Origin of the sequence: Bacteroides uniformis, assembly GCF_025147485.1 — a bacterium.
GTDB classification, from domain to species: domain Bacteria; phylum Bacteroidota; class Bacteroidia; order Bacteroidales; family Bacteroidaceae; genus Bacteroides; species Bacteroides uniformis.
Map to the genome: position 1 here is coordinate 3,187,462 of NZ_CP102263.1, position 18,785 is coordinate 3,206,246.

15 protein-coding genes are annotated in these 18,785 nt (G+C 52.0%); 2 read left to right on the forward strand and 13 right to left on the reverse strand.

Going from position 1 to position 18,785, the window contains the following annotated elements; all coding sequences use genetic code 11:
* The first annotated feature begins 38 nt into the window (after window positions 1-38).
* A complete protein-coding gene (gene mobC / locus NQ510_RS12690; RefSeq protein WP_005825459.1) occupies window positions 39-2,054 on the forward strand; it encodes a conjugal transfer protein MobC in 2,016 nt (671 codons plus the stop codon).
* A 32-nt stretch (window positions 2,055-2,086) separates the two neighbouring features.
* Here mobC and NQ510_RS12695 read toward each other — a convergent pair whose 3' ends face one another.
* The 13 genes from NQ510_RS12695 to NQ510_RS12755 form a co-directional block, all read right to left on the reverse strand.
* The gene (locus tag NQ510_RS12695; protein ID WP_005805496.1) at window positions 2,087-2,689 is read right to left on the reverse strand and encodes an RteC domain-containing protein; all 603 of its coding nucleotides are present in this window, start codon (window positions 2,687-2,689) and stop codon (window positions 2,087-2,089) included.
* Between the two features lie 101 nt (window positions 2,690-2,790).
* The gene (locus tag NQ510_RS12700; RefSeq protein WP_005825458.1) at window positions 2,791-3,648 is read right to left on the reverse strand and encodes a helix-turn-helix domain-containing protein; all 858 of its coding nucleotides are present in this window, start codon (window positions 3,646-3,648) and stop codon (window positions 2,791-2,793) included.
* 23 nt (window positions 3,649-3,671) lie between these two features.
* Complete coding sequence (locus NQ510_RS12705) at window positions 3,672-4,130, reverse strand: MutS N-terminal domain-containing protein (RefSeq protein WP_005825457.1); 459 nt, start codon at window positions 4,128-4,130, stop codon at window positions 3,672-3,674.
* Window positions 4,127-5,416 (reverse strand): RNA-directed DNA polymerase, encoded by a 1,290-nt coding sequence (locus NQ510_RS12710; protein ID WP_175522678.1) that lies wholly within the window; start codon window positions 5,414-5,416, stop codon window positions 4,127-4,129. The genes NQ510_RS12705 and NQ510_RS12710 overlap by 4 nt, the downstream gene beginning before the upstream one ends.
* Before the next feature lie 269 nt (window positions 5,417-5,685).
* Window positions 5,686-6,060 carry a four helix bundle protein gene (locus tag NQ510_RS12715; protein WP_005825454.1) on the reverse strand — a complete coding sequence of 125 codons (375 nt, stop codon included), beginning with the start codon at window positions 6,058-6,060 and terminating at the stop codon, window positions 5,686-5,688.
* Window positions 6,061-6,129: 69 nt separating this feature from the next.
* Window positions 6,130-7,683 (reverse strand): fimbrillin family protein, encoded by a 1,554-nt coding sequence (locus NQ510_RS12720; protein ID WP_005825453.1) that lies wholly within the window; start codon window positions 7,681-7,683, stop codon window positions 6,130-6,132.
* An 11-nt stretch (window positions 7,684-7,694) separates the two neighbouring features.
* On the reverse strand, window positions 7,695-9,611 hold the full coding sequence (locus NQ510_RS12725; protein ID WP_034525450.1) for a fimbrillin family protein: 1,917 nt from the start codon (window positions 9,609-9,611) through the stop codon (window positions 7,695-7,697).
* 156 nt (window positions 9,612-9,767) lie between these two features.
* Entirely contained in the window at window positions 9,768-10,223 is a 456-nt protein-coding gene (locus NQ510_RS12730; protein WP_005825449.1) for an HU family DNA-binding protein, read from the reverse strand.
* Between the two features lie 167 nt (window positions 10,224-10,390).
* Window positions 10,391-11,395: a fimbrillin family protein gene (locus NQ510_RS12735; RefSeq protein ID WP_034525449.1), complete on the reverse strand. Its 1,005-nt coding sequence runs from the start codon at window positions 11,393-11,395 to the stop codon at window positions 10,391-10,393.
* 200 nt (window positions 11,396-11,595) lie between these two features.
* Window positions 11,596-12,507 carry a fimbrillin family protein gene (locus NQ510_RS12740; RefSeq protein WP_005825443.1) on the reverse strand — a complete coding sequence of 304 codons (912 nt, stop codon included), beginning with the start codon at window positions 12,505-12,507 and terminating at the stop codon, window positions 11,596-11,598.
* Window positions 12,508-12,564: 57 nt separating this feature from the next.
* Window positions 12,565-13,491, reverse strand: a complete 927-nt coding sequence (locus NQ510_RS12745; protein ID WP_005825441.1) for a FimB/Mfa2 family fimbrial subunit — start codon at window positions 13,489-13,491, stop codon at window positions 12,565-12,567.
* 73 nt (window positions 13,492-13,564) lie between these two features.
* Window positions 13,565-14,743 carry a DUF3575 domain-containing protein gene (locus NQ510_RS12750; protein ID WP_034525448.1) on the reverse strand — a complete coding sequence of 393 codons (1,179 nt, stop codon included), beginning with the start codon at window positions 14,741-14,743 and terminating at the stop codon, window positions 13,565-13,567.
* A 465-nt stretch (window positions 14,744-15,208) separates the two neighbouring features.
* A complete protein-coding gene (locus tag NQ510_RS12755; protein WP_005825435.1) occupies window positions 15,209-17,065 on the reverse strand; it encodes a helix-turn-helix domain-containing protein in 1,857 nt (618 codons plus the stop codon).
* A gap of 232 nt (window positions 17,066-17,297) precedes the next feature.
* Here NQ510_RS12755 and NQ510_RS12760 point away from each other — a divergent pair, with 232 nt between their 5' ends.
* On the forward strand, window positions 17,298-18,779 hold the full coding sequence (locus NQ510_RS12760; protein WP_034525456.1) for a DUF3945 domain-containing protein: 1,482 nt from the start codon (window positions 17,298-17,300) through the stop codon (window positions 18,777-18,779).
* Window positions 18,780-18,785 lie beyond the last annotated feature (6 nt).

An 18,785-nucleotide genomic window follows, 5' to 3' on the forward strand; every position in this document is an offset into this window, starting at 1 on the left:
ATAACATATTGTATCACACTATTAAAATTCAAAATATTATGTCACAAGAAGATGATTTAAGAGGATTGGCACGGGTGATGGATTTCATGCGTGCGTTGAGTATTCTGTTTGTAATAATCAATATCTATTGGTACTGTTACCCCGCCATCAAGGAATGGGGGATAAACATCGGAGTGGTGGACAAGATACTGCTCAACTTCCACCGCACCGCCGGGCTGTTCACCTGGTCGCTCTACACCAAACTCTTTTGTGTGGTGTTCCTTGCCCTTTCCTGCATCGGCACCAAAGGAGTGAAAGAAGAAAAGATAAAATGGGTACATATAGGAGCAGTCCTTTCCGTGGGCTTTGTACTGTTCTTTTTCAACTGGTGGTTACTGGACATGCCCGTGTCGTTTGTCGTCCGCACCGCGTTCTATATCCTCACCCTTACCGTCGGCTACCTCTGCCTTTTGGCGGCAGGCATCTGGATCAGCCGCTTGCTGAAGAACAACCTGCTCGATGACGTTTTCAATAATGAAAACGAGAGCTTCATGCAGGAAACCCGGCTCATGGAAAATGAATATTCCGTCAATCTCCGCACCCGTTTCTTCTACAAGAAGAAATGGAACGACGGATGGATCAATGTTGTCAACGTTTTTCGTGCGAGCATCGTATTAGGAACACCGGGCAGCGGCAAATCCTTCGCCGTGGTCAATTCCTACATCAAACAGCAGATTGAAAAAGGCTTCGCGATGTTCATCTACGACTTCAAGTTTCCCGACCTTACCACCATTGCCTACAACCACCTGCTCACCCATCAGGACGGCTACAAGGTCAAGCCGCAGTTCTACATCATCAACTTCGACGACCCCAGCCGCAGCCACCGGTGCAATCCGCTGAACGCCCGGTTCATGACCGACATCTCCGATGCCTACGAAAGTTCGTACAATATCATGTTGAACCTCAACCGTTCATGGGCGGCAAAGCAGGGCGACTTCTTCGTCGAATCGCCCACCATCCTGTTTGCCGCCATCATCTGGTTCCTCCGCATCTACAAGGACGGACGGTACTGCACTTTCCCCCATGCCGTCGAGTTTCTCAACAAGCCCTACGAGCAGATTTTCCCCATCATGTCCTCTTATCCTGAATTGGAGAACTACCTCAGTCCCTTCCTCGACGCATGGCTCGCCGGAGCCGCCGACCAGCTCATGGGGCAGATTGCATCCGCCAAAATTCCCTTGTCCCGTATGATTTCCCCCGCCTTGTATTGGGTCATGTCCGCCGACGAGTTCACCCTTGACATCAACAACCCCGATGCACCCAAAGTCCTCTGCATCGGCAACAACCCCAACCGGCAGGCAATTTACGGTGCCGCTTTGGGACTTTACAACAGCCGTATCATTAAGTTGGTCAATAAGAAAGGAATGTTGAAGAGTTCCATCATCATCGACGAGCTTCCCACCATTTTCATCAAAGGGTTGGACAATCTGATAGCCACCGCCCGAAGCAACAAAGTCGCCGTACTTTTGGGCTTTCAGGACTTCTCCCAGCTCATCCGCGACTATACCGACAAGGAGGCGAAAGTAATCATCAATACCGTCGGCAATCTCTTTTCCGGGCAGGTTGTCGGTGAAACCGCCAAGACGTTAAGTGAGCGTTTCGGCAAGATATTACAGAAACGGCAGAGCATGACCATCAACCGCAATGACAAGTCCACCTCCATCTCCACCCAGATGGACAGCATGATACCGCCCAGCAAGATTTCCGGGCTGACGCAGGGCATGTTTGTCGGTTCCGTCGCCGACAACTTCTCCGAGCGCATCGAGCAGAAGATTTTCCATTGCGAGATAGTGGTGGATGCCGCTAAGATAGCCGAGGAAGAGAAGAGTTATCAGAAAATCCCCGTTATCACCAACTTCGTGGATGACAACGGAGTCGATCACATGCAGGAGATGGTACAGGCTAATTACAACCAAATCAAAGAAGATGTCCGGCAGATTGTCGCCGATGAATTGGAGCGTATCAAGAACGATCCCGCCCTCTGCCATCTGTTGGAATTGGGTAAGAAGGACTAAACCCCTCAAAACAGGCAGGAGGAAAAAGCAAGTTACTTTTTCCTCCTGTACAGTTTCTCGTCGTCCTTGTCCATCCTTTCCAGCAGGGCGTCCCTCATGCTGTCTATATAGGTGGTTCGGCTCTCCTGCACCCGTTCCCGCATGTTCACATAACAGCCCGACGGGTCTTTGATTTCTATCCCTAACATCTTGCCGAAGTGCGCCGCCACCTCCTTGATGGTCACCTTGCCGTCATTGAAATTCTTCAGTGTGTCCGAGCCGTAGATAAACTCCATCAGATGGATGACCTTTCCCGTCCATACAATCGGCGGCAGTGTTTCTTCTCCTTCTTCTTCCTCCGTTCCTTCCGCGTTCCCTTGCGTGCCGCCCTTTGCCCATTCGATGGCGGCGTCCACAAATGCGATGCCCCCGTTGGCGGACAGCTTGCCGCCCGTTTCCGTCCTCCTGTCCTCGATATGGATCAGCAGTGTCCGCAAATGATGCAGGGAAAAGTAGATGAATGTCACATTCTTTTCCTTCATGCAGAACTCATAAATCCGGTGGGTAAAATCACCTAACGCTTCTTCTAATTCCTCGCTTGTGGCATCCCCTTGGGAGAGTAGCCGTATATAGGGTGTTGTCTTAAATTCCTCCATGTATGAAAATATCCGTAAATACCTATTTTGCTTTAAATTGGCTGCAAAGGTACGGATATTCCCGTTTCGGCATGTTACCGAAAATAATCATAAATTCATCATTATTGCCCATGTTTTTTCCGCAGGTTCGTTGGGCTGTCGCCGAGGTTCGCCTTGCAGAAACGGTAGAATTGCTGGGGCGAGGCGAAGTTGAACTCCTCTATGATGTCATGGAAGGGGATATAGGGGAAAGAGAGCCGGTACAGGATATGTTCCGAGCGTTTCTTCAGCAGCCATTGATAGACCGCCGTTCCGAACTCCTCCTTGAAGATACGCCGGAAGGTCGTTATTCCGTAGCCGCATAGGTCGGCAAGTTCCTGCGTGTCGTTGGCTTTCATGTAGTGCGCCAGTACGAGGCTCTTGAACGGCACCTCTTCCCCCGTCATCGGGTGGAAGAAGGCTTGCAGCTCTTCCGGTGTATAGTAGCGGCTGAACAGCCGGATCAGTTCCTTATGTTTCAGGTGCCATAGCTGTATATCCTCCGTGCCGTCCGTCAGATAATGGCGGATGCTTTCCATGAACAGCACGATAGCCTCGTGTGCCGGTAGCTTGCAGCAATAGGTGGTGGGGTTGCCGCCCTCTTCCTTCTTTTTGTGCGTGTACAGGTAGTTCAGTATGCAGTTTTCCGGACGGCAGACCGTGTTGTTGAAGGTATGGATCACCGCATGGGTATCTTCCAGTATCTCTCCCTGGCAGTCAGCCATGCGGGGTAGGAACAGGATGTCGCCCCCGTGCAGCATTTCTTTGCGGAACAGGCTGCTTGTCAGCCGTACTTCACCTTTCTGGCAGAATACGATGTAATTCATACCCTTGTCCGTATTGCTGAATGTTTCCCCTTTCCGGAAACTTCTCAATAGGAAATTACAGTTGTCCGGCGTTTCGTTGCAGGGCAGGTGATGATAGGTTTTCGTTTCATTCATAAATTGGATAGATGGATAAGGTATTATTTGTTTTTCAGTTCTTTCTGGATGCCTGCCAGAAAGTTCAGTGCATCCAGTGGAGTGGTACACGACAAGTCGTAGTCCATTATTTTCCGTTCCCATTCACGGGTGGGATTCTCCGGGACGGTTTTCTTCGTGTCTGCCGGTATGTCGTCTATCAGCGTGGCGTCTTCCGTGGCGTCCAGCCCCGCAAACTCCACCCATGTGTCCGTTTTCGCCAGTACCTTGCCGCCAGCCGCCGCAATGCGTTCCGCCACCGTCGGCAGGCTGTCCGCCGGGAATCCGGCGACCAGCACCTCCCGTCCGCCTTTCCTTGCCTTGCGCTTCACCCGGTAGTGCATCAGCCGTGCCAGTGCAAATGCGCCCGCATCGTAGGCATGGAAGAACATGCCCACTTTCATCAGATAGAGGGTTTCGTTGCCGCCCTCTTCCTGCTTCCTTATCAGTTCTTGTTCCGTCATACGGCTTCTTTCCTTATCAATTGATAACTTACGATTTCCCGCCGCATCTCCCGGCGCAGGCGGGCACGTGCGGTATATCGCTTTTTCAGCACCGTCTTTTCCAGATGTCCAGACACATACATCACCTTCCACCATTGCGGGGCGATGCCGCCTTCCAATAACAGCTTTTTCCGGATGTTATAGGTGGCGAAGTGCTTCATCTGTCCTAAGTACGAATTTACCGACGCCACGAACTGCTCGCCGTGCGTTTCCACATATCCCGGTTCTTGTGCCAGATGGTTGTAGTGCGCCAGCGTGTCACGGAAATACCCCACCGTGCGGTTGCTGATGTACGTCCGTCCCGGTTTCACCACGCCGCCGATATATGGGATGCCCTTACTGTAATGTTGCAGGTACATCTTCCGGGGATGCAGGGTCAGCCCGTTTGCCGCCAGCCATTCGCGGATGCGCTTACGCCTCTCCAGCAGGTATTCCTTGCTGGTATGCACCAGTGCCATGTCGTCCACATACCGCCCGTAGAACGGTATGCCCCACAGCTCCGTAATCAGGTGGTCGAGCGGGCTCAGGAAGAAATTCCCCGACATCTGGCTCGTCAGGTTGCCGATGGGCAGCCCGTGCATCCCGTCCGAATGGAACAGGCTCTTGTCCCGTGGCAACCCTTTCCAGTGGCTCGCGGGACAGCGGCGGATGCAGTTCTTCTCCGGCCGGTTGAAGATCGTTTCGCGCAGCAGGTAGAGTAGCATCTCCAGGTCGTTCGCCCGGTAGGTTTCCCGCAGAAACTTCTCCATCCGCTCGTAAAGTAGCTTCTTGTGTATATCCATGAAGAACGAGCGGACGTCGAGCTTCATCACGTAGCAGTCCTTGGTGTAGTTCTCCGAACATTCCCGGACAAATTCCTCTACCCGGCGGATGCCGTACAGTGTCCCTTTTTCTTTGCGGGTGCTGTAGCTGTCGTCTATAAATTCCGCTTCCAGCAGCGGCTCTATCTTGCGGGCGATCAGGTGGTGTACCACCCGGTCGCGGAAGTCGGCGGCGAATACTTCCCGCTGCACCGGCTTGAATACAATGAAGGCGACAGAGCGGGAAGGCTTGTAGGTTCCGGCGTTGATTTCACGCCACAACCGGATGCACTTCCGCTCATAGTCCGCCTCGAAGGCAAGGGCGTTATGCGTCCCCCGTTTCTTGCGACGGCAGGCGAAGTAAGCCTCAAAGACTTCCTCCAACGAGATGCCGCCCGTTTCTTCGGGAGCGAATAAGCTGTTTGTTTCCATTTTTTTTTGTTTCATAGGTTTTAATGTAAAAGCCAAAGAAGAACGAACCCTATTGTTGTTGTCGTTGTTCTTATTGTCGTTGTTCACGTTGCCGTTGTTGAAATTCACGTACCACGCGTTGTTCGCCGGATTGTTGTTGTTCTCCGAACTCGACCAATTATTGTTATCAGTTTTGTCTTTACAAGAAGTCCACTTCCTGTCGATAACCCTTTTTCATTTTAAAACCGGCTCTCTCCGGTAAGCCTTGACCGACCGGACTCACGCCACAAAAAATATGCTTGCCTTTATCTTCTGTTCTGTTCATTGTTTTGTTTTCCTTTCTCATTATATTGTTTCCATCCCGTGGCTTGTTTCCCTATCTTTTCCATTTCAAGGGCAAACACTGCCACCTTTTTGGTATCTATCACCTTTTGTTCGGCACACACCCGGAGCAGCATCTGCAACATACCGAATTTTCCGAGAAATTCCCGAAGCGGTTCCGTTTTCTCGTAGCTGCTGTTCGCTTTATAGAGCAACATCGACATATCCAGACACACATCTACCATCCTTGTCCCCAAACTATATTTATAGAATCGGGGAAAGTCCTGCGTGGCACGGATCAGCATGTTCAATAACCGGTACGTGGCGCGGTAAATAGGTAATTCTTCGGTCAGAGCCATAAAAAAATAGTGCGACCCGCTTCGCGGGATTGATTTTAATAGATAAATAGTCTAAATTGATAAATAAGATCAAAAAGCCAAAGAAGAACGAACCCTACGGTTGTTGCGGTCGCGCTTACGGTCGTCGTACACGTAGCCGCCGTCGAAACCCACGTACCACGCGTAGCCCGCCGGATAGTAGTCGCTCTCCGAACTCGACCAATAGTAGCTCTGCCATCCATTTCCTCCGACTTTCTGCATACTTGTCAATAATAGGTCTCTATTTTTATACCAATACCAGCACTGACCGGCAGAAGGCAAAAACCAACCACTACTATTGCTGGGAGAAGGATAACTCTGTTCGTAACCTTCCGAGGCATAATAAGCGGCAGGGAAATCTTTCTGTAGAGTTTTACCGGCATTTGCAGCGACATACTCTTTTATCTTCTGCGTATTGCTGTAACCACAAAAAAGGGTGTACTGCGCTTGGTCAGTATGTATTTCTTCACCGTAAGAACCCCACGCACAAGTATTTCCACTATTACCATCTTTTAAGGCAAGAACATAACCATGAATGATACCCATCTCTGTTGTTCCGTCTTTTAGCTTGTAGATGTCTTCATCTTTCCAATCACCGCTATCATCTTTACCGACTTTCAGCACGATACCAAGGCAAGCTGCCTGCTGGTCTGCGGTAAGGGAAGCGATCTCACCGGGAATCAGATAACCTTCGTTACTATTGTTCTTGCAATAAAAATCGCCCACTTGAGCATTGGCAAGGCTATACGATCCGGCATTTACCCTCTGCGTGGAGCTGTATCGGGTATTTGCACCTGCCAATGATACCGTCAAATCCTTACTGTATGTCTTATTATCACAGGTATAGAAACAACGTACGCTACTATTCGTTAAGCCGGAACGAAGAATACACCGGTAACTACCGTCGGCCGCCTTATATGGATAGACAATTTCATCATCCATTAAGAAGTTCACATCAGAGATGGCTGGAGACGGATGAACAAAATCATCACCGTTATCCAATGTATAATGCACTTCCGGCAAAAGGGAAACAGAATTATAGGCATGGGTCAGGGTGGCGGCAAGTGTCTTTTGCGGAGCAATACCGGCTGTAGATTGCCATATCATCAGGTCGGAAGCACGGTAGTCGGCTTCTGACTGCTGGTCTGCTTTGGGAATGAATTTACTCTTCAAACCGCCATCGCCTTCAATAGAGGTAACATCGTTGGCATCGGTGCTATACGGGAAATAAACGATATAGGTGACATTCGTTGCCTTGTTGTCGTAATAATATACGCTCTTGCCGGTGCCTTCGCTGTTTACCGTAGCTGCATCGAAAGACCAACTGCCGCCATTGTATTTATAGGGAAGGTTGTTGCCTTTCAACGTACCGTCCTCCAATACGATGACGCCTACACGGTCACCGTTCTCGAAAGTGGTGGCTGCGCCATTATCGGTGGCACGGGTGCCGGAAGCGCTACTATCGGTTATAAAGCCTCCTGCGCTCACTGTCAGTTCCAAAGCAGGGCAGGGCTGCTGCGCTACGGCAGGCAACTCTTCGTCACTGCTGCAAGCGCAAAGCAGGGCGAGGGAAAGAAAGAGATATATTTGTTTCATCTTCATCATGGATGCGGAGTTTAAAAGGTTAATATGGCACGGACATAAGATACTCGCAGATAGCCATTATCACTTTTTGCATAACTGCCGGAACCGCTGCCGTTAAATTGATAATACCATGCGTCATATTCGTTCTTTTCCGTCGAAGACCAATAACGGCCGTTGTTATCCGTGGTCTTGAAATCAGTACCTCCGGCTCCTTGAAACAAACCGGTACGGTTATTCATGCTATAAATGTCATTGAGCTGACCGATGGAAGGCAGGTACCAGCCACTGGTATTGGCAGGAGAAATCGCGCTGTACCCGGATGCAACCTTAAATGCCCAATACTGACCATCGGCTGTAGGGCTGTTTACATCGGTACTCTTATATGCTTTCAGCAAACGGACAATGGCGGTATTGCTGTAACCGTCATACTTATTGACATAAGACCCCTCATCAGTCAATCCGTCCACATTGGTCAATCGTATTCCCCAGGCACCTGCATTGTCATTCGCATCGTTCAATGCAACCACATAGCCGTGAATGGTATTATCCATAAAGAAGAAATTATAGTTGCCTACATTATCTCCTGCTCCGGCACCCACCTTGAAGACAATGCCGATGCAGGGATTGGAGGTATTTGAGGAATATGTACTTGACCATGTACCGTTCGCATAAAAATAATCACCTACATTCGGAGAGGCAGGGCTCGTGCCGGCTGCTCCGGCTTCCGCCTGTATGTTGTCCAGCCACAAATCTGAATGGATGTCATAGAATGTATAGGTATAAGTGCGTGTATCGGCTGTGTATGCTACTTTCTGTTTGCAGATACCGGCAGTTACCTTAGTCAGAAACTTCCTTAGGGTATAACCGTCGTCAGCCGACAAGGAAATGTTTATTGCACTGGAAGAAGTTGTATATATGTTATCGTTGGCTGTCAAGGTGGTGCCGTTAGCATCCGTCACTTTATAATCCGATGTATTTGTCGGTGCAGAGAAATCTGCCAGATGTATTCTGAAAGTGGCTTTCTCCGCATCACCGTCTTTTGCGCTATCATCCTTCCACGAAGCGGTAACCGACTCTACTTGCAGTCCCGTTTTCTTCACGGTGATGGTATAGGTATATTGCTTCCCGGCTTCGAGGTTGGCATCGGTGCTGCCTGCGGGGGTATAGAAGTAATTACGGGCAGCACCATCTGCGCCGATAGTTACTTTGATAAACTTCTTGCTCTGCATCTGCTGCGGGATAACGAGGGCGGTGTAGGTGGGGGCGCCTCCGCTGGCTGTTTCCGTTTTCGGGGTGATGTCGCCGTTGCTGCCGCTGCCCGTCATGCCGTTGTAGCCCAAAGAGCCGGCGGTATAGCCCGTAAAGGTGACGGTGGCGGCGGACAAGTCGTCGTCTGTAATGCCGTCGCCTTTCTTTAGCGTGACCTTCACCTTTGCCAGCGCGTGGCGGAAAGTGAAGGCGACGGGATTGCTGCTACTGTATGTATAATCCTGTGCCGGGGCATGAAGGATATTCTCCAAAGCCCCGAAACCGGTATTCTGGTCGGTGATGTCCACTTCACCGCTACCGGTGTTACTGCCGACGGTGTAACTCACCGGATACCATGCCGCAAGGGTTTCCTGCCGCTTGCTCCAATAGAGGATGTTTCCATCGCCATCGGGAATCATCGCACCGGTGTTGGCATCGCTTATCTTATACTGTTTATGGTTCGCTCCGCCGTCCATGCTGATGGCTACGGGGTCTTCCGCTTGCCACGTGGTTTTGCCGTTGTTATCCGTCGTGGCACGCGTAGCGGTCAGCCCGTCCACGCTGGCGGTGAAGGTCATGGGGCATGCGCCGTCGGGCAAGCGGCTGCCGTCGTCAGTATCGTCCGTACAGCTTGCCGCCGTCAGTGCTGCCATGCAGGCAAAGCACAGGCCGATACCCAAATTCATCATTTTTCTGTTCATATTCTTATCATTTTTATTTCTTGTCTTTCGTCTTTTTCTGTCTCTGTTTATTCTTATCTGCGCCACCGGCAGCGGCGAGGCTGCCAGCGTGCTACCTTATAGGCGGCTCGTTCCGGACGTTAACGCTTGCGGTGTCCGGCAGTGGCTGTGCGGCGGTTATGCCGTCGGGTCTATGACATCTCCTCCGTCACCGGCGGGGTCCTGGTCCTCGGTTTCGGGCGAAAGCTCTATCCATTCCAGCTCGTCGCTATCCACGAGGGCGCGGGTGTAGGCACCGCTGCTCAGCCGGGTGCGTTCGGGCACGAACTCCACACGCACGGCCTGCACCTGCTTGTCGAAGTTGAAATCATCAAGGTTTTTCACTCCACGGGTGTCCAGCACGTAGCGGAAGTAGCCCAGCCCCTTGATGTGGACGCTCTTGCCCTGGGACATGCGGGTGTGCATCACGCCTGCTATGTCGCCCAGTACGGCCTGGACGTCGGAGTTACTGACGGTGGAAATCTTCGCCAAATCCTTGGCGATGGTTTCCGTTTCCACGGGTTTGCCCTGCACGATGGCGCGGGGGTAGTAAACCGCTTGTTGTTTGTTAAACATCTTTTTCCAGAATGGCATAATTCTTTTGTTTTTAATTGTTATTATGGAATGCCGCCGGGGGCTGTTTCTCTTGTCGCCGACTCGGGGCGGTCGAGTCGCTGACTCGACGTCGTCTTGTCGCCGACAAGTGAAAAGGACTTCGGAACGGCTGTTTTCACTCTGTCGGGATGGCTGCCGCCAAAGGGTTAATCCATTACGGCATCGCCGGTCTTTGCACTGACCGGTGTCCAGTCGCTGATCTCGGAGGTTACCGTCAAGCCACTCTGGTTGACGGTGATTTTGTATTGGTACTTTTTGCCGCTTTCAAACGTAATACCCTCCGCATCGGGGATGCTGTAGTAGAATTCGCCGCCGGTCGTGAGTGCTACTTTGATGAATTTGGTATTCTGCGTTACTTTTTGCGGCACGATGATGGCGGCGGCATAGGTGGTTCCGGTGGAGAAATTGTCCGTAGTTATGCTCGTGGCGATGGTAATCGGAGCCGGGTCGTTACTGGACGTTGAGCAAGTGACCAACCCGGCACGGGCAGTTTGTGCGGTTCCCAGGGTTGAGCTGTTGATTTCAGCAGTCTTGCTGGGGGTAAACTCGGCTTTCAGCTTGGTGTTTTCGATGGTAACGGTCGCATCGGTCAGGTCGGGATTTCCTGCACCCGACTTCAGAGCCACTTCCACCTTCGACAGCAGATGGTAGAAAGTCAGGTTCACCGCACTTGCGCTGCGGGTCACATCTTTCTTTAATCCATACAGCAGGTCGGATTTCAGGTAATTGTCGCCAAGGTTTTCGCTTTGGTCAGCGTTCACGGCATGGGTAATTGCTGATGCGGGGAAGGTGCTGGTATTCTCGGTGAAGGCAGCGAAGTTGCCGTGCATCGCGTAGAAGTTGAGGTTTGCGTTGTCGGTAGGATAATACTGGGAACTGCCGGTAAAAGTGCCGTCGCCCTGGGCGGTGAGTGTCCATGCCTGGATGTATCCCTCGGAGCCGCCGACTTTGTCCGCCCAGGCGTAAACCGTCTGGCTGTTGGCTATCTGCTTGTCGGGCACGTCGCTGCTGTTGGCGCGTGTCTGCACGGTTACTCCGCTCGTGAGGCGTATCTCGCCGTTCCAGTTGTCTGTTACCTCGTTCTCGTCGTTGCTGCAACCTGCCAGTATCATCGTGGCGGCTGCCATTGTCATAAATAACTTTGCTTTCATTTTTAATTTCTTGTTTATAATACAATACATACGTTTTGGTTATTTCTTATTGAGTCTGCTTCGCATCCTCCATAATCCTCATGTTCGGCATATCCGAAGCAAGCTTCGTCTCTGCCTCGCTTAATCGGATATTCCCTTCGGGCATAATCCTCACGCTCGGCATAATTCAAGCAAGCTTGATTCTGCCTCGCTTAATCGGATTATTCAGCGTTACCCGTTTCGCCGCCGCCGTTGCCCGGTGTCCAGTCCTCCACTTTGGAACTGACTTCCACACCGGCTTTACTGATGGTGATGGTGTACAGGTATTTGCTTCCGGCTACAAACGCCTTTGACTGCGCGGCGCTGTTCACGTCCCAGTGGAACGCTTGACCTTCCAGCCCGGGCACGGTAAACGTCAACGCCATGCCTGCCGTACTCGCCGCGGGCAGCACGATGCCTTCGGCTTTCAGTCCGTCGGTATGCAGGACGATCTCCTTTGTGGTGCCAGTGGTTACGGTCGCGTCTCCGCCCGTCACCACGTTGTAGGTGGCAGCCGTCTGCTGGTTGCTGATGCTGACAGTGGTGCCTGCCAAGTCAGCATCCGTCAATGATGTCCCGTCCGCCTTGATGGTGATGTCTAACTTCACTAACTTATGGGTAAAGACGAACGCTACTTTCGGGTCAGTCTTGTCCTTGCCCTCCACTTTGGCGGCGCCCATCAGGTCGATGTCCTTCTGCGGGGTCTGAACACTCACATCGACGGTGTACACGTTGCCGTCCGCCAATGTTTCCCGGTAGGGGTAATAGGCGACAAAGTCGCGCTGTGAGGCATCCACCGGGAAGTAAATGGTTTGTCCTTCGGCAGCGGTGAAACTTCCGTTTTCCGCCGTCTGGGCGGTGGTGTACTTGCGGTTGCCGTTTCCGTCCGTCGCATCGCCGTTCAGCATATAGATGCCGATGGCGTCGCCCGCTTCCCAAGTTTTGTCGTAGGCGCGGGTGTTCATCCGGATGCCGCTGGTGGCTTCGAGGGCAACCCGTCCGTCGGTGGGTTGCGGTGTGTTTTCTCCGTCTTCGCTGCATCCCGGCAACAGGACGGTTGCCAGCAGTGCGCAGATTAATGCTTGCTTTTTCATACTCTTATCTTGTTTTTAAATTCAATTATTCGCTTTTTCTAATTGTTGTCACCCGCTTTAATGGATAGTGATATCGCCGTTGTCCACTTCCGTCCAGCCGGTGATGGTGCCGCCCATGCTGCTTGCCGTGGGCAGGTTGAGCAGGGCATCCAGCGTCAGGGGTTTCCTGTCCGTTCCGCCGAAATCCTTCAGCATTTCAGTCAGGTCTGTACGGATGGTCTGCACGCTGCCGTCCGTCAGGGTGACGGCGAGGGTGAGCGTCTGCCGTTCGCTGGTTATCACGCCCATCAGCCGGAGCATGGCGGCAAGCGCCGGTTTGCCCTCCGCACGGGTGGGCGTCACGGTGCCGAACCTGAACTCCGGCGCAACCGTCCGTCCCGTCTGTCCGGCGGTCTGTTCGCCCGTTGTCAGGTCAAGGCTGTGCGCGATGCCTGTCAACGTGGCGGCGGTTCCGGCGATGCGTTCCTTGTCGCCCTCCGCCAGTTGCAGTGTCAGTGTCAGGCAGCGGATATACTGTTGCATCGGCAGGGTTATTTTCAATGTATCGTCAGCCGCCACGTCCAGTTCCTTTCCGGCGGAAAACAGATACCCCGGTTGCGGAGTGAGTGTGCCGTCGTCTTTCGTGTCCACCGTGGCGGTATTCCCTGTCACGGAAACACCTTCGGGGGTATTGTACGCTAACAACCGGTACGTGCCCGGCGCCAGCAGGCTTTTGAAGGTGTTGGTTTCCGCCGTCACCTCCTGGCTCTCTTCTCCGATGCGCAGCAGGTAGTTTTCGGGCTGCACGGCTTCTTCCGAGCGTCCCGTCCAGTCGGTGGTTACCCGCACCGCGCCCTTGTCCGGATGCGGGGTGTTGTGCAGGTCATCTTTCACGCAACTGCCGAATGACTGGCATACGGCTGCAAATATCAGCAGCTTGCAGATGCCGGACAAATTTATTTTTCGGTTGCCCCTTATCATTTTATGAATGGCTGTTTTCTTCATCTGTCTCTCAATTTTTAATTAACTTCGTTCAAAACCTTATTTGATTTTCAACATTAAAGTATAGTCTCAACTCTCAATTTACCGACCATACCAGCGTGACGCCAAGTTGGTTGATGCCCCAATGGTTTTTCGTTTGGTTCTCTCCGCGTACACGCACCCCGTCCGTCACCCGGTATTTGTCATACTCCGCATGGGTATAGCCGATGCCTGCATGGAAATCCAGCGACAGCCGGCTGTTCAGTGGCAGCGTATAGCCGCCCGTGATGCCACCGCCCTGATAGTCGCCCTGCTTGCCCGTTTCGCCGAGCTTGTAGTTGAACTCGCCGATGTGGTACATCACGCCGAGATAGCCCCGTTTCTCCTTATCTATATAATAGCGCACTTCGGGCGATACTTTCCAGAGGGCATATCTTCTGTCTTTGTCGCTCCACGACCACGAAGTCCACGAGCCGTTTACGAGGATGCCCACGTGACGGTTGACGCGCCATTCGATGCCGAGGTCGGGAGTGAGCGTAGCCCAGCGCAGCAGGTTGGCACGCAGGGCAAAGGTGTAGGGCTTGGCTTCGGCTGACAGACGTGCCTGCTCTTCGGCTTCAAGGCGTCGGCGTTCGTCCTCTGTCCGGCGTTGTTCCTCCGCTTCGGCAGCCTTCCGGAGTGCAGCTTCCGCTTCACGGCTCGCGGCGGCTTCGCGGGCGGCAAGTTCCTGTTGTTTCTGTTGTTCGGCGGCAAGCCGGGCATGGGCTTCGGTTTGTTGCTGTTCCTCAATCTCGCGGTAATAGCTCCGCACCGTCTCGGCGGCTTTCGTTCCGGCAATCCGTTCTATCTTTTCCACACCGGCGGGGAAGGCAACCACCACCACTTCCCGCAGGCTGTCGGCGTAGGGAGTGGCAATGCGGCGGTCGGTGACGAACATCTGCTCGGTGATGCCCATGCGCTGTATCAGTTCCGATTTCACCCGGCTGCTACGCAGGTAAGCCATCCGTTGTGCCGTTGTCTCATCGTTGCCCGTGGCGGCATAACTGCTCACCGAGATGTACATCCGCCCTGCACGCAGGTGGTCGATGTGGGCTTGCAGCACGGCGCAAAGGCGGTTCAACTCCGTCTGGTTGCCGGCGTAGGGCACATAGAACACGTCTTTCCGCGGCACAAAGCGGAACACAAAGGCGGTATCCGCTGTTGCTGCCGCTTTGTCCTGTGCCTTGCCTGCCAACGCAAGCAATGCGAGCAAGAGGGTAAATCCTGTTCGTTTCATTCTTCTTATCATAGTCTCTTTATGGATTGATTTCACATACTCCGGAAGGAGGGATAGGAACATAAAAAAGCCACAAAAAGAAAAGATATTCTCTTTGTGGATATATATTGTATTTTGTTGATTTTTAGATATACTACGCGCGCACGAACTTTGTTTATATGCGTCTGCTCCTGTGTGTGTGTGTGTGTGTGTGTGTGTGTGTGTGTGTGTGTGTGTTAGAAAATTATTTCTAACAGCCAAATAAAAAGAGTTAAATATATCCGCACACCTTTGTTTCATTACCTTTGCTTCGTTTGAACAATACCGGCTAAAATTAATAGTCAGTTCAAAGGTAGCCCTTATGGAAATATCATCCAAGAAAAAAAGGATTCGGCATGTATCACTTTGGCACAAATATATACCACTTTGGCACAAGCCATTTTCGTTTTGTCCGGTTTTCTTTTTATCTTCCTTATTTCCAGTTATTTACATTATTTTTCGATATTCACTGGGTGTCATGCCGAATTTGCTCCGGAACAGCCGGTTGAAGGTAGGGACATTGGGCAATCCACATTTTTCGGCGATAGTCGGTATGGTGTAATCAGGATTGTTTTTTAATAACTTTGCCGCAAATTCCAGCCGTTTTTTATTGATATATCCCGTTGTGTTCAGCCCCGTATTCTGTTGTACCATCTTTCCCACTCTGGTTTTGTTCACCCCCGTGAGCTTTACAAAATCCTCCCGTGACAAGTCCGGGTTCAGATATAGTTTGCCACGTGTGACCGTATCGTCCAGCTTTTCAAACAGCATCCGGTTTTTCTCTTCCTCTTCCGTGTCGGTTACCGTTTCTTCACATGCCTCCGGGCACGGTTCATCTGTCCGTCCGTCCGCTTCTTCTGCATCGTCCGCACCCGTTATTTTCTCCTTATCCGCTATCGCATCGTTATCCGGTACGATGCGAGTATCCGGCAAGTCGGCAGTACCGTTATTTTCTGTCACTTTGCGCAGTTTCTCCTTGGTTTCTTCCAACTCATCCTTATAACTTAGCAGGTCATCAATCGTTTTCACCATGGCCGTATTCTTCCGGTGGATGGTACGGGTATGCCGCACATAGAATACGAACAGCATCACTAAGATAACAAGAACCACCCCGGAAGAGAGCAGCAGCGTGGTGCGCCTTTTCACCCGTTCCGTCTGTTCCTGTAGTGCCGCTTCCTTTTCGTGCGTTTCATAGATGGTCGCCAGTTCGATGGCGGAGCTTTGCTGTTCCCGTGCCTTCAGGCTGTCCGTCAGGATGGCGAGGGCTTCATAGTAGCGCGATGCTAACTTATGGTTCCCTTTGCCCTCGTAGGCTTTCGCCAGCGAGCGTTTCGCCGTCATCATGTGGTAGTTGATGGTATCTTTGTTGGCATAGAGGAAGGCTTCGCGCGGTGTGTACATCTCTATCACCTTGTCATAGCGTTTCCTGTCCATCAGATAAGGGATAATCAGGTAATCGTCTTTGGTATATGCCTCACCGATGGCTTCCCATTTCCGGTAGGCTTCGTCCGCTTCGCTGATCCGTCCCATCCGGGAGAACACCACCGCACGGTGCGCATACAGCGTTTTCTTCTCCTTCTCCGCCAGATTGCCGATGCCCGGTTCCCCGTCGGTTGCCTCCGTCACCACCTTTTCCAGCTCTTCCAGTGTTTGCAGCGCATCCTTGTAGTGCTTGTCCCGTTGCTGCATGATGAACAGCGAATTGTAATCGTACCGCAAGTTGTCATATTTATAGGTATAGTCCGTCTGCTTCATCAGGGCGATGGCTTCCTTTATCATTTCGTAGCCCCGTAGCTTGTCCTCCTGGTAATAGATCATCTTTCCCATATTGAACAGGGCGATGGACTTCATTTCCATATTGCCGCACTGCTCCGCCTTCTGCAACAGCAGCCGTACATAGCCCGCTTTCTTTGCCTCGTCGTGCAGGCAGTCGTAGCAGGAAATCATGCGGTGTACCTGCTCCATATATTCCTTGTCGCTGTTTCGCACCGTGTCGCTTTCCAGTACCCGTTTGTAGTATTTCAGTGCTTGCAGGTAGCGTCCCGTATTGAAATACAGGTCGCCTTCGGTCACGTCCAGCCGGTAGGATGAATAGCTGTTCCGCTTGCGCAGTTCCTTGATGATCCGCACCGCCTTGTCGAAGTCCGAGAAGGTATATTCATAAACGTAGTCGTCGGTCAGCAGGCTGTCCGGCAACACTTCCGTTTTTTCGGTTCCTCTTTCCGCTGCCATCGTGCCGGTGGGCAGGTTGCCCGCTAATACGAAGCAGGCAAAACAGAGGATATAGTAATAAATTTTATTCATAATTCGTGTTTTAGTATCATGCCACGCGACACAACCTTTGGCAAAATTAAGATAAAATTAATCACGGGAGAAATAAATGCCCGGTGAAAATCAATTTTATTCCGCCGGTGCCACTTGCTTCCACTTGGGTGCCACTCAATGCCACCCCTGCAAGAATCCATTGTATTACAACTGCTTGCATCTACTTTCGCCCCGCATTGCAATTGATGCAAGTTACATAAAACAAAAGACAATGGAAGAAAACCAGAATGAAGAAGAAGTATTGCTCGTGGCCGACAAGAACGACGATGGCAAACTCAAGGCAGTGGACAAGTCCGCTGCAAAGGAAGGGATATGGCGTTTATTGCTGCCCTCGATGGAAAATCTCGATGACTTTCTGAAAGTGAACAAGCAGTCCTCCATCTTAGAGGACTTTTTTCTCAATTTCAGGCATCAGTACCAACAACCCACCGACTTTCCTTTCTACCGTATTCCCGCCTCCCTGCTGGATACGCTGGACGTGTTTACCGACATGCTCCGACATCCCGAAGACAACAAGGCTTTCATCGACCTGTACAAGATCAATCCGAATGATTATCCGATACTGGCACAGGAGCAGGAATCTCCCTCCGAAACGGAACAGCAGGCGCAGCCGTTGGCTTTTGAGAGCCGCGTGGATTGGGAACAGCTCGCCCGTCTGGGCATCACGCGCCAGTCGTTGGAACAGGGCGGCGACTTGTCAGCCGTCCTCTCCGGCGGCAAGTCCGGTCTGGTCACCATCTCCACCGAGATAGAGGGCATCCCCATCACCACGCAGGGACGCATCCATTTTCAGGAAGGCGCGGACGGCAAACTGGACTTGAAGATCGACTGCTACCGTCGCGAAGCCGCCCTCGACCTGCCGTTCCACGGCGTACTGTTGGACAAGGAAACAAGGGACAATATCCTCGCCACCGGCAACGCCGGTCATCCCGTCCTTCTCCCGTTGGACGGCGGCGACCCCAAGCCCTGCCTCGTTTCACTGGACAAGTTGACCAACAACCTCGTCGCCGTTCCGGTGGACGACATCCTTATCCCGATGGAGATCAAGGGCGTCACCCTCACCCCGGAGCAACACCGCCAGCTCTCCGAAGGCGGCAAAGTACTGATAGAGGGCATGGACTCGCAGTGGAAAAGCAAGTTCGACGCCTACATGCAGTACAACGTAGCCAAAGAAAAGTTCGACTACAACTTCGACGGGCTGGACAGGAACCGCTACAAGAAAATGGAACAGCAGCAAAAGGCATCCGACGCACAGTCGCAGGGCAACGTACCGTCCCAGGACAATGCACAGACCGCCGCCGCCAAATTCTTTGTCCCCAAAAGGCTGCTCGGCAAGGAACTCACCCCCGAACAGCAGGAGAAATTCGGCAAGATGGAGACTATCTACGTCACCGGCATGAAAGACCGCGACGGGCAACCGTTCAATGCCTATGTCCGCATGAACCTCGACCGGGGCAAGCCCGACTTCTTCCGCTACAATCCCGACAAAGCCAAAAGTCAGGCAAGGGAAATCACCCCCACAGCCGACCACAAGACACAGGTAGCGGTGAACAACGGTGCAACCGACGAAGCCACCAGGCATGTGCAACGACCGCTGAAACCGGCGGCGGCACAACCGGCGCAAGTCGAAGCCGCCAAGCAGGAGGAAAAGAAAGAAGTGAAGAAAAAGAGCGGCAAAGGAAGAAAATTATAAAAACGT

Coding starts and splice junctions, on each gene's coding strand:
- NQ510_RS12705 (WP_005825457.1), bottom strand. CDS start 4,130: ATGACGGAACAAGAACTGATAAGGAAGCAGGAAGAGGGCGGCAACGAA.
- NQ510_RS12725 (WP_034525450.1), bottom strand. CDS start 9,611: ATGAACAGAAAAATGATGAATTTGGGTATCGGCCTGTGCTTTGCCTGC.
- NQ510_RS12710 (WP_175522678.1), bottom strand. CDS start 5,416: ATGAAACAAAAAAAAATGGAAACAAACAGCTTATTCGCTCCCGAAGAA.
- NQ510_RS12700 (WP_005825458.1), bottom strand. CDS start 3,648: ATGAATGAAACGAAAACCTATCATCACCTGCCCTGCAACGAAACGCCG.
- NQ510_RS12745 (WP_005825441.1), bottom strand. CDS start 13,491: ATGAAGAAAACAGCCATTCATAAAATGATAAGGGGCAACCGAAAAATA.
- NQ510_RS12720 (WP_005825453.1), bottom strand. CDS start 7,683: ATGATGAAGATGAAACAAATATATCTCTTTCTTTCCCTCGCCCTGCTT.
- NQ510_RS12695 (WP_005805496.1), bottom strand. CDS start 2,689: ATGGAGGAATTTAAGACAACACCCTATATACGGCTACTCTCCCAAGGG.
- NQ510_RS12730 (WP_005825449.1), bottom strand. CDS start 10,223: ATGCCATTCTGGAAAAAGATGTTTAACAAACAACAAGCGGTTTACTAC.
- NQ510_RS12755 (WP_005825435.1), bottom strand. CDS start 17,065: ATGAATAAAATTTATTACTATATCCTCTGTTTTGCCTGCTTCGTATTA.
- NQ510_RS12750 (WP_034525448.1), bottom strand. CDS start 14,743: ATGAAACGAACAGGATTTACCCTCTTGCTCGCATTGCTTGCGTTGGCA.
- NQ510_RS12715 (WP_005825454.1), bottom strand. CDS start 6,060: ATGGCTCTGACCGAAGAATTACCTATTTACCGCGCCACGTACCGGTTA.
- NQ510_RS12735 (WP_034525449.1), bottom strand. CDS start 11,395: ATGAAAGCAAAGTTATTTATGACAATGGCAGCCGCCACGATGATACTG.
- mobC (WP_005825459.1), top strand. CDS start 39: ATGTCACAAGAAGATGATTTAAGAGGATTGGCACGGGTGATGGATTTC.
- NQ510_RS12740 (WP_005825443.1), bottom strand. CDS start 12,507: ATGAAAAAGCAAGCATTAATCTGCGCACTGCTGGCAACCGTCCTGTTG.
- NQ510_RS12760 (WP_034525456.1), top strand. CDS start 17,298: ATGGAAGAAAACCAGAATGAAGAAGAAGTATTGCTCGTGGCCGACAAG.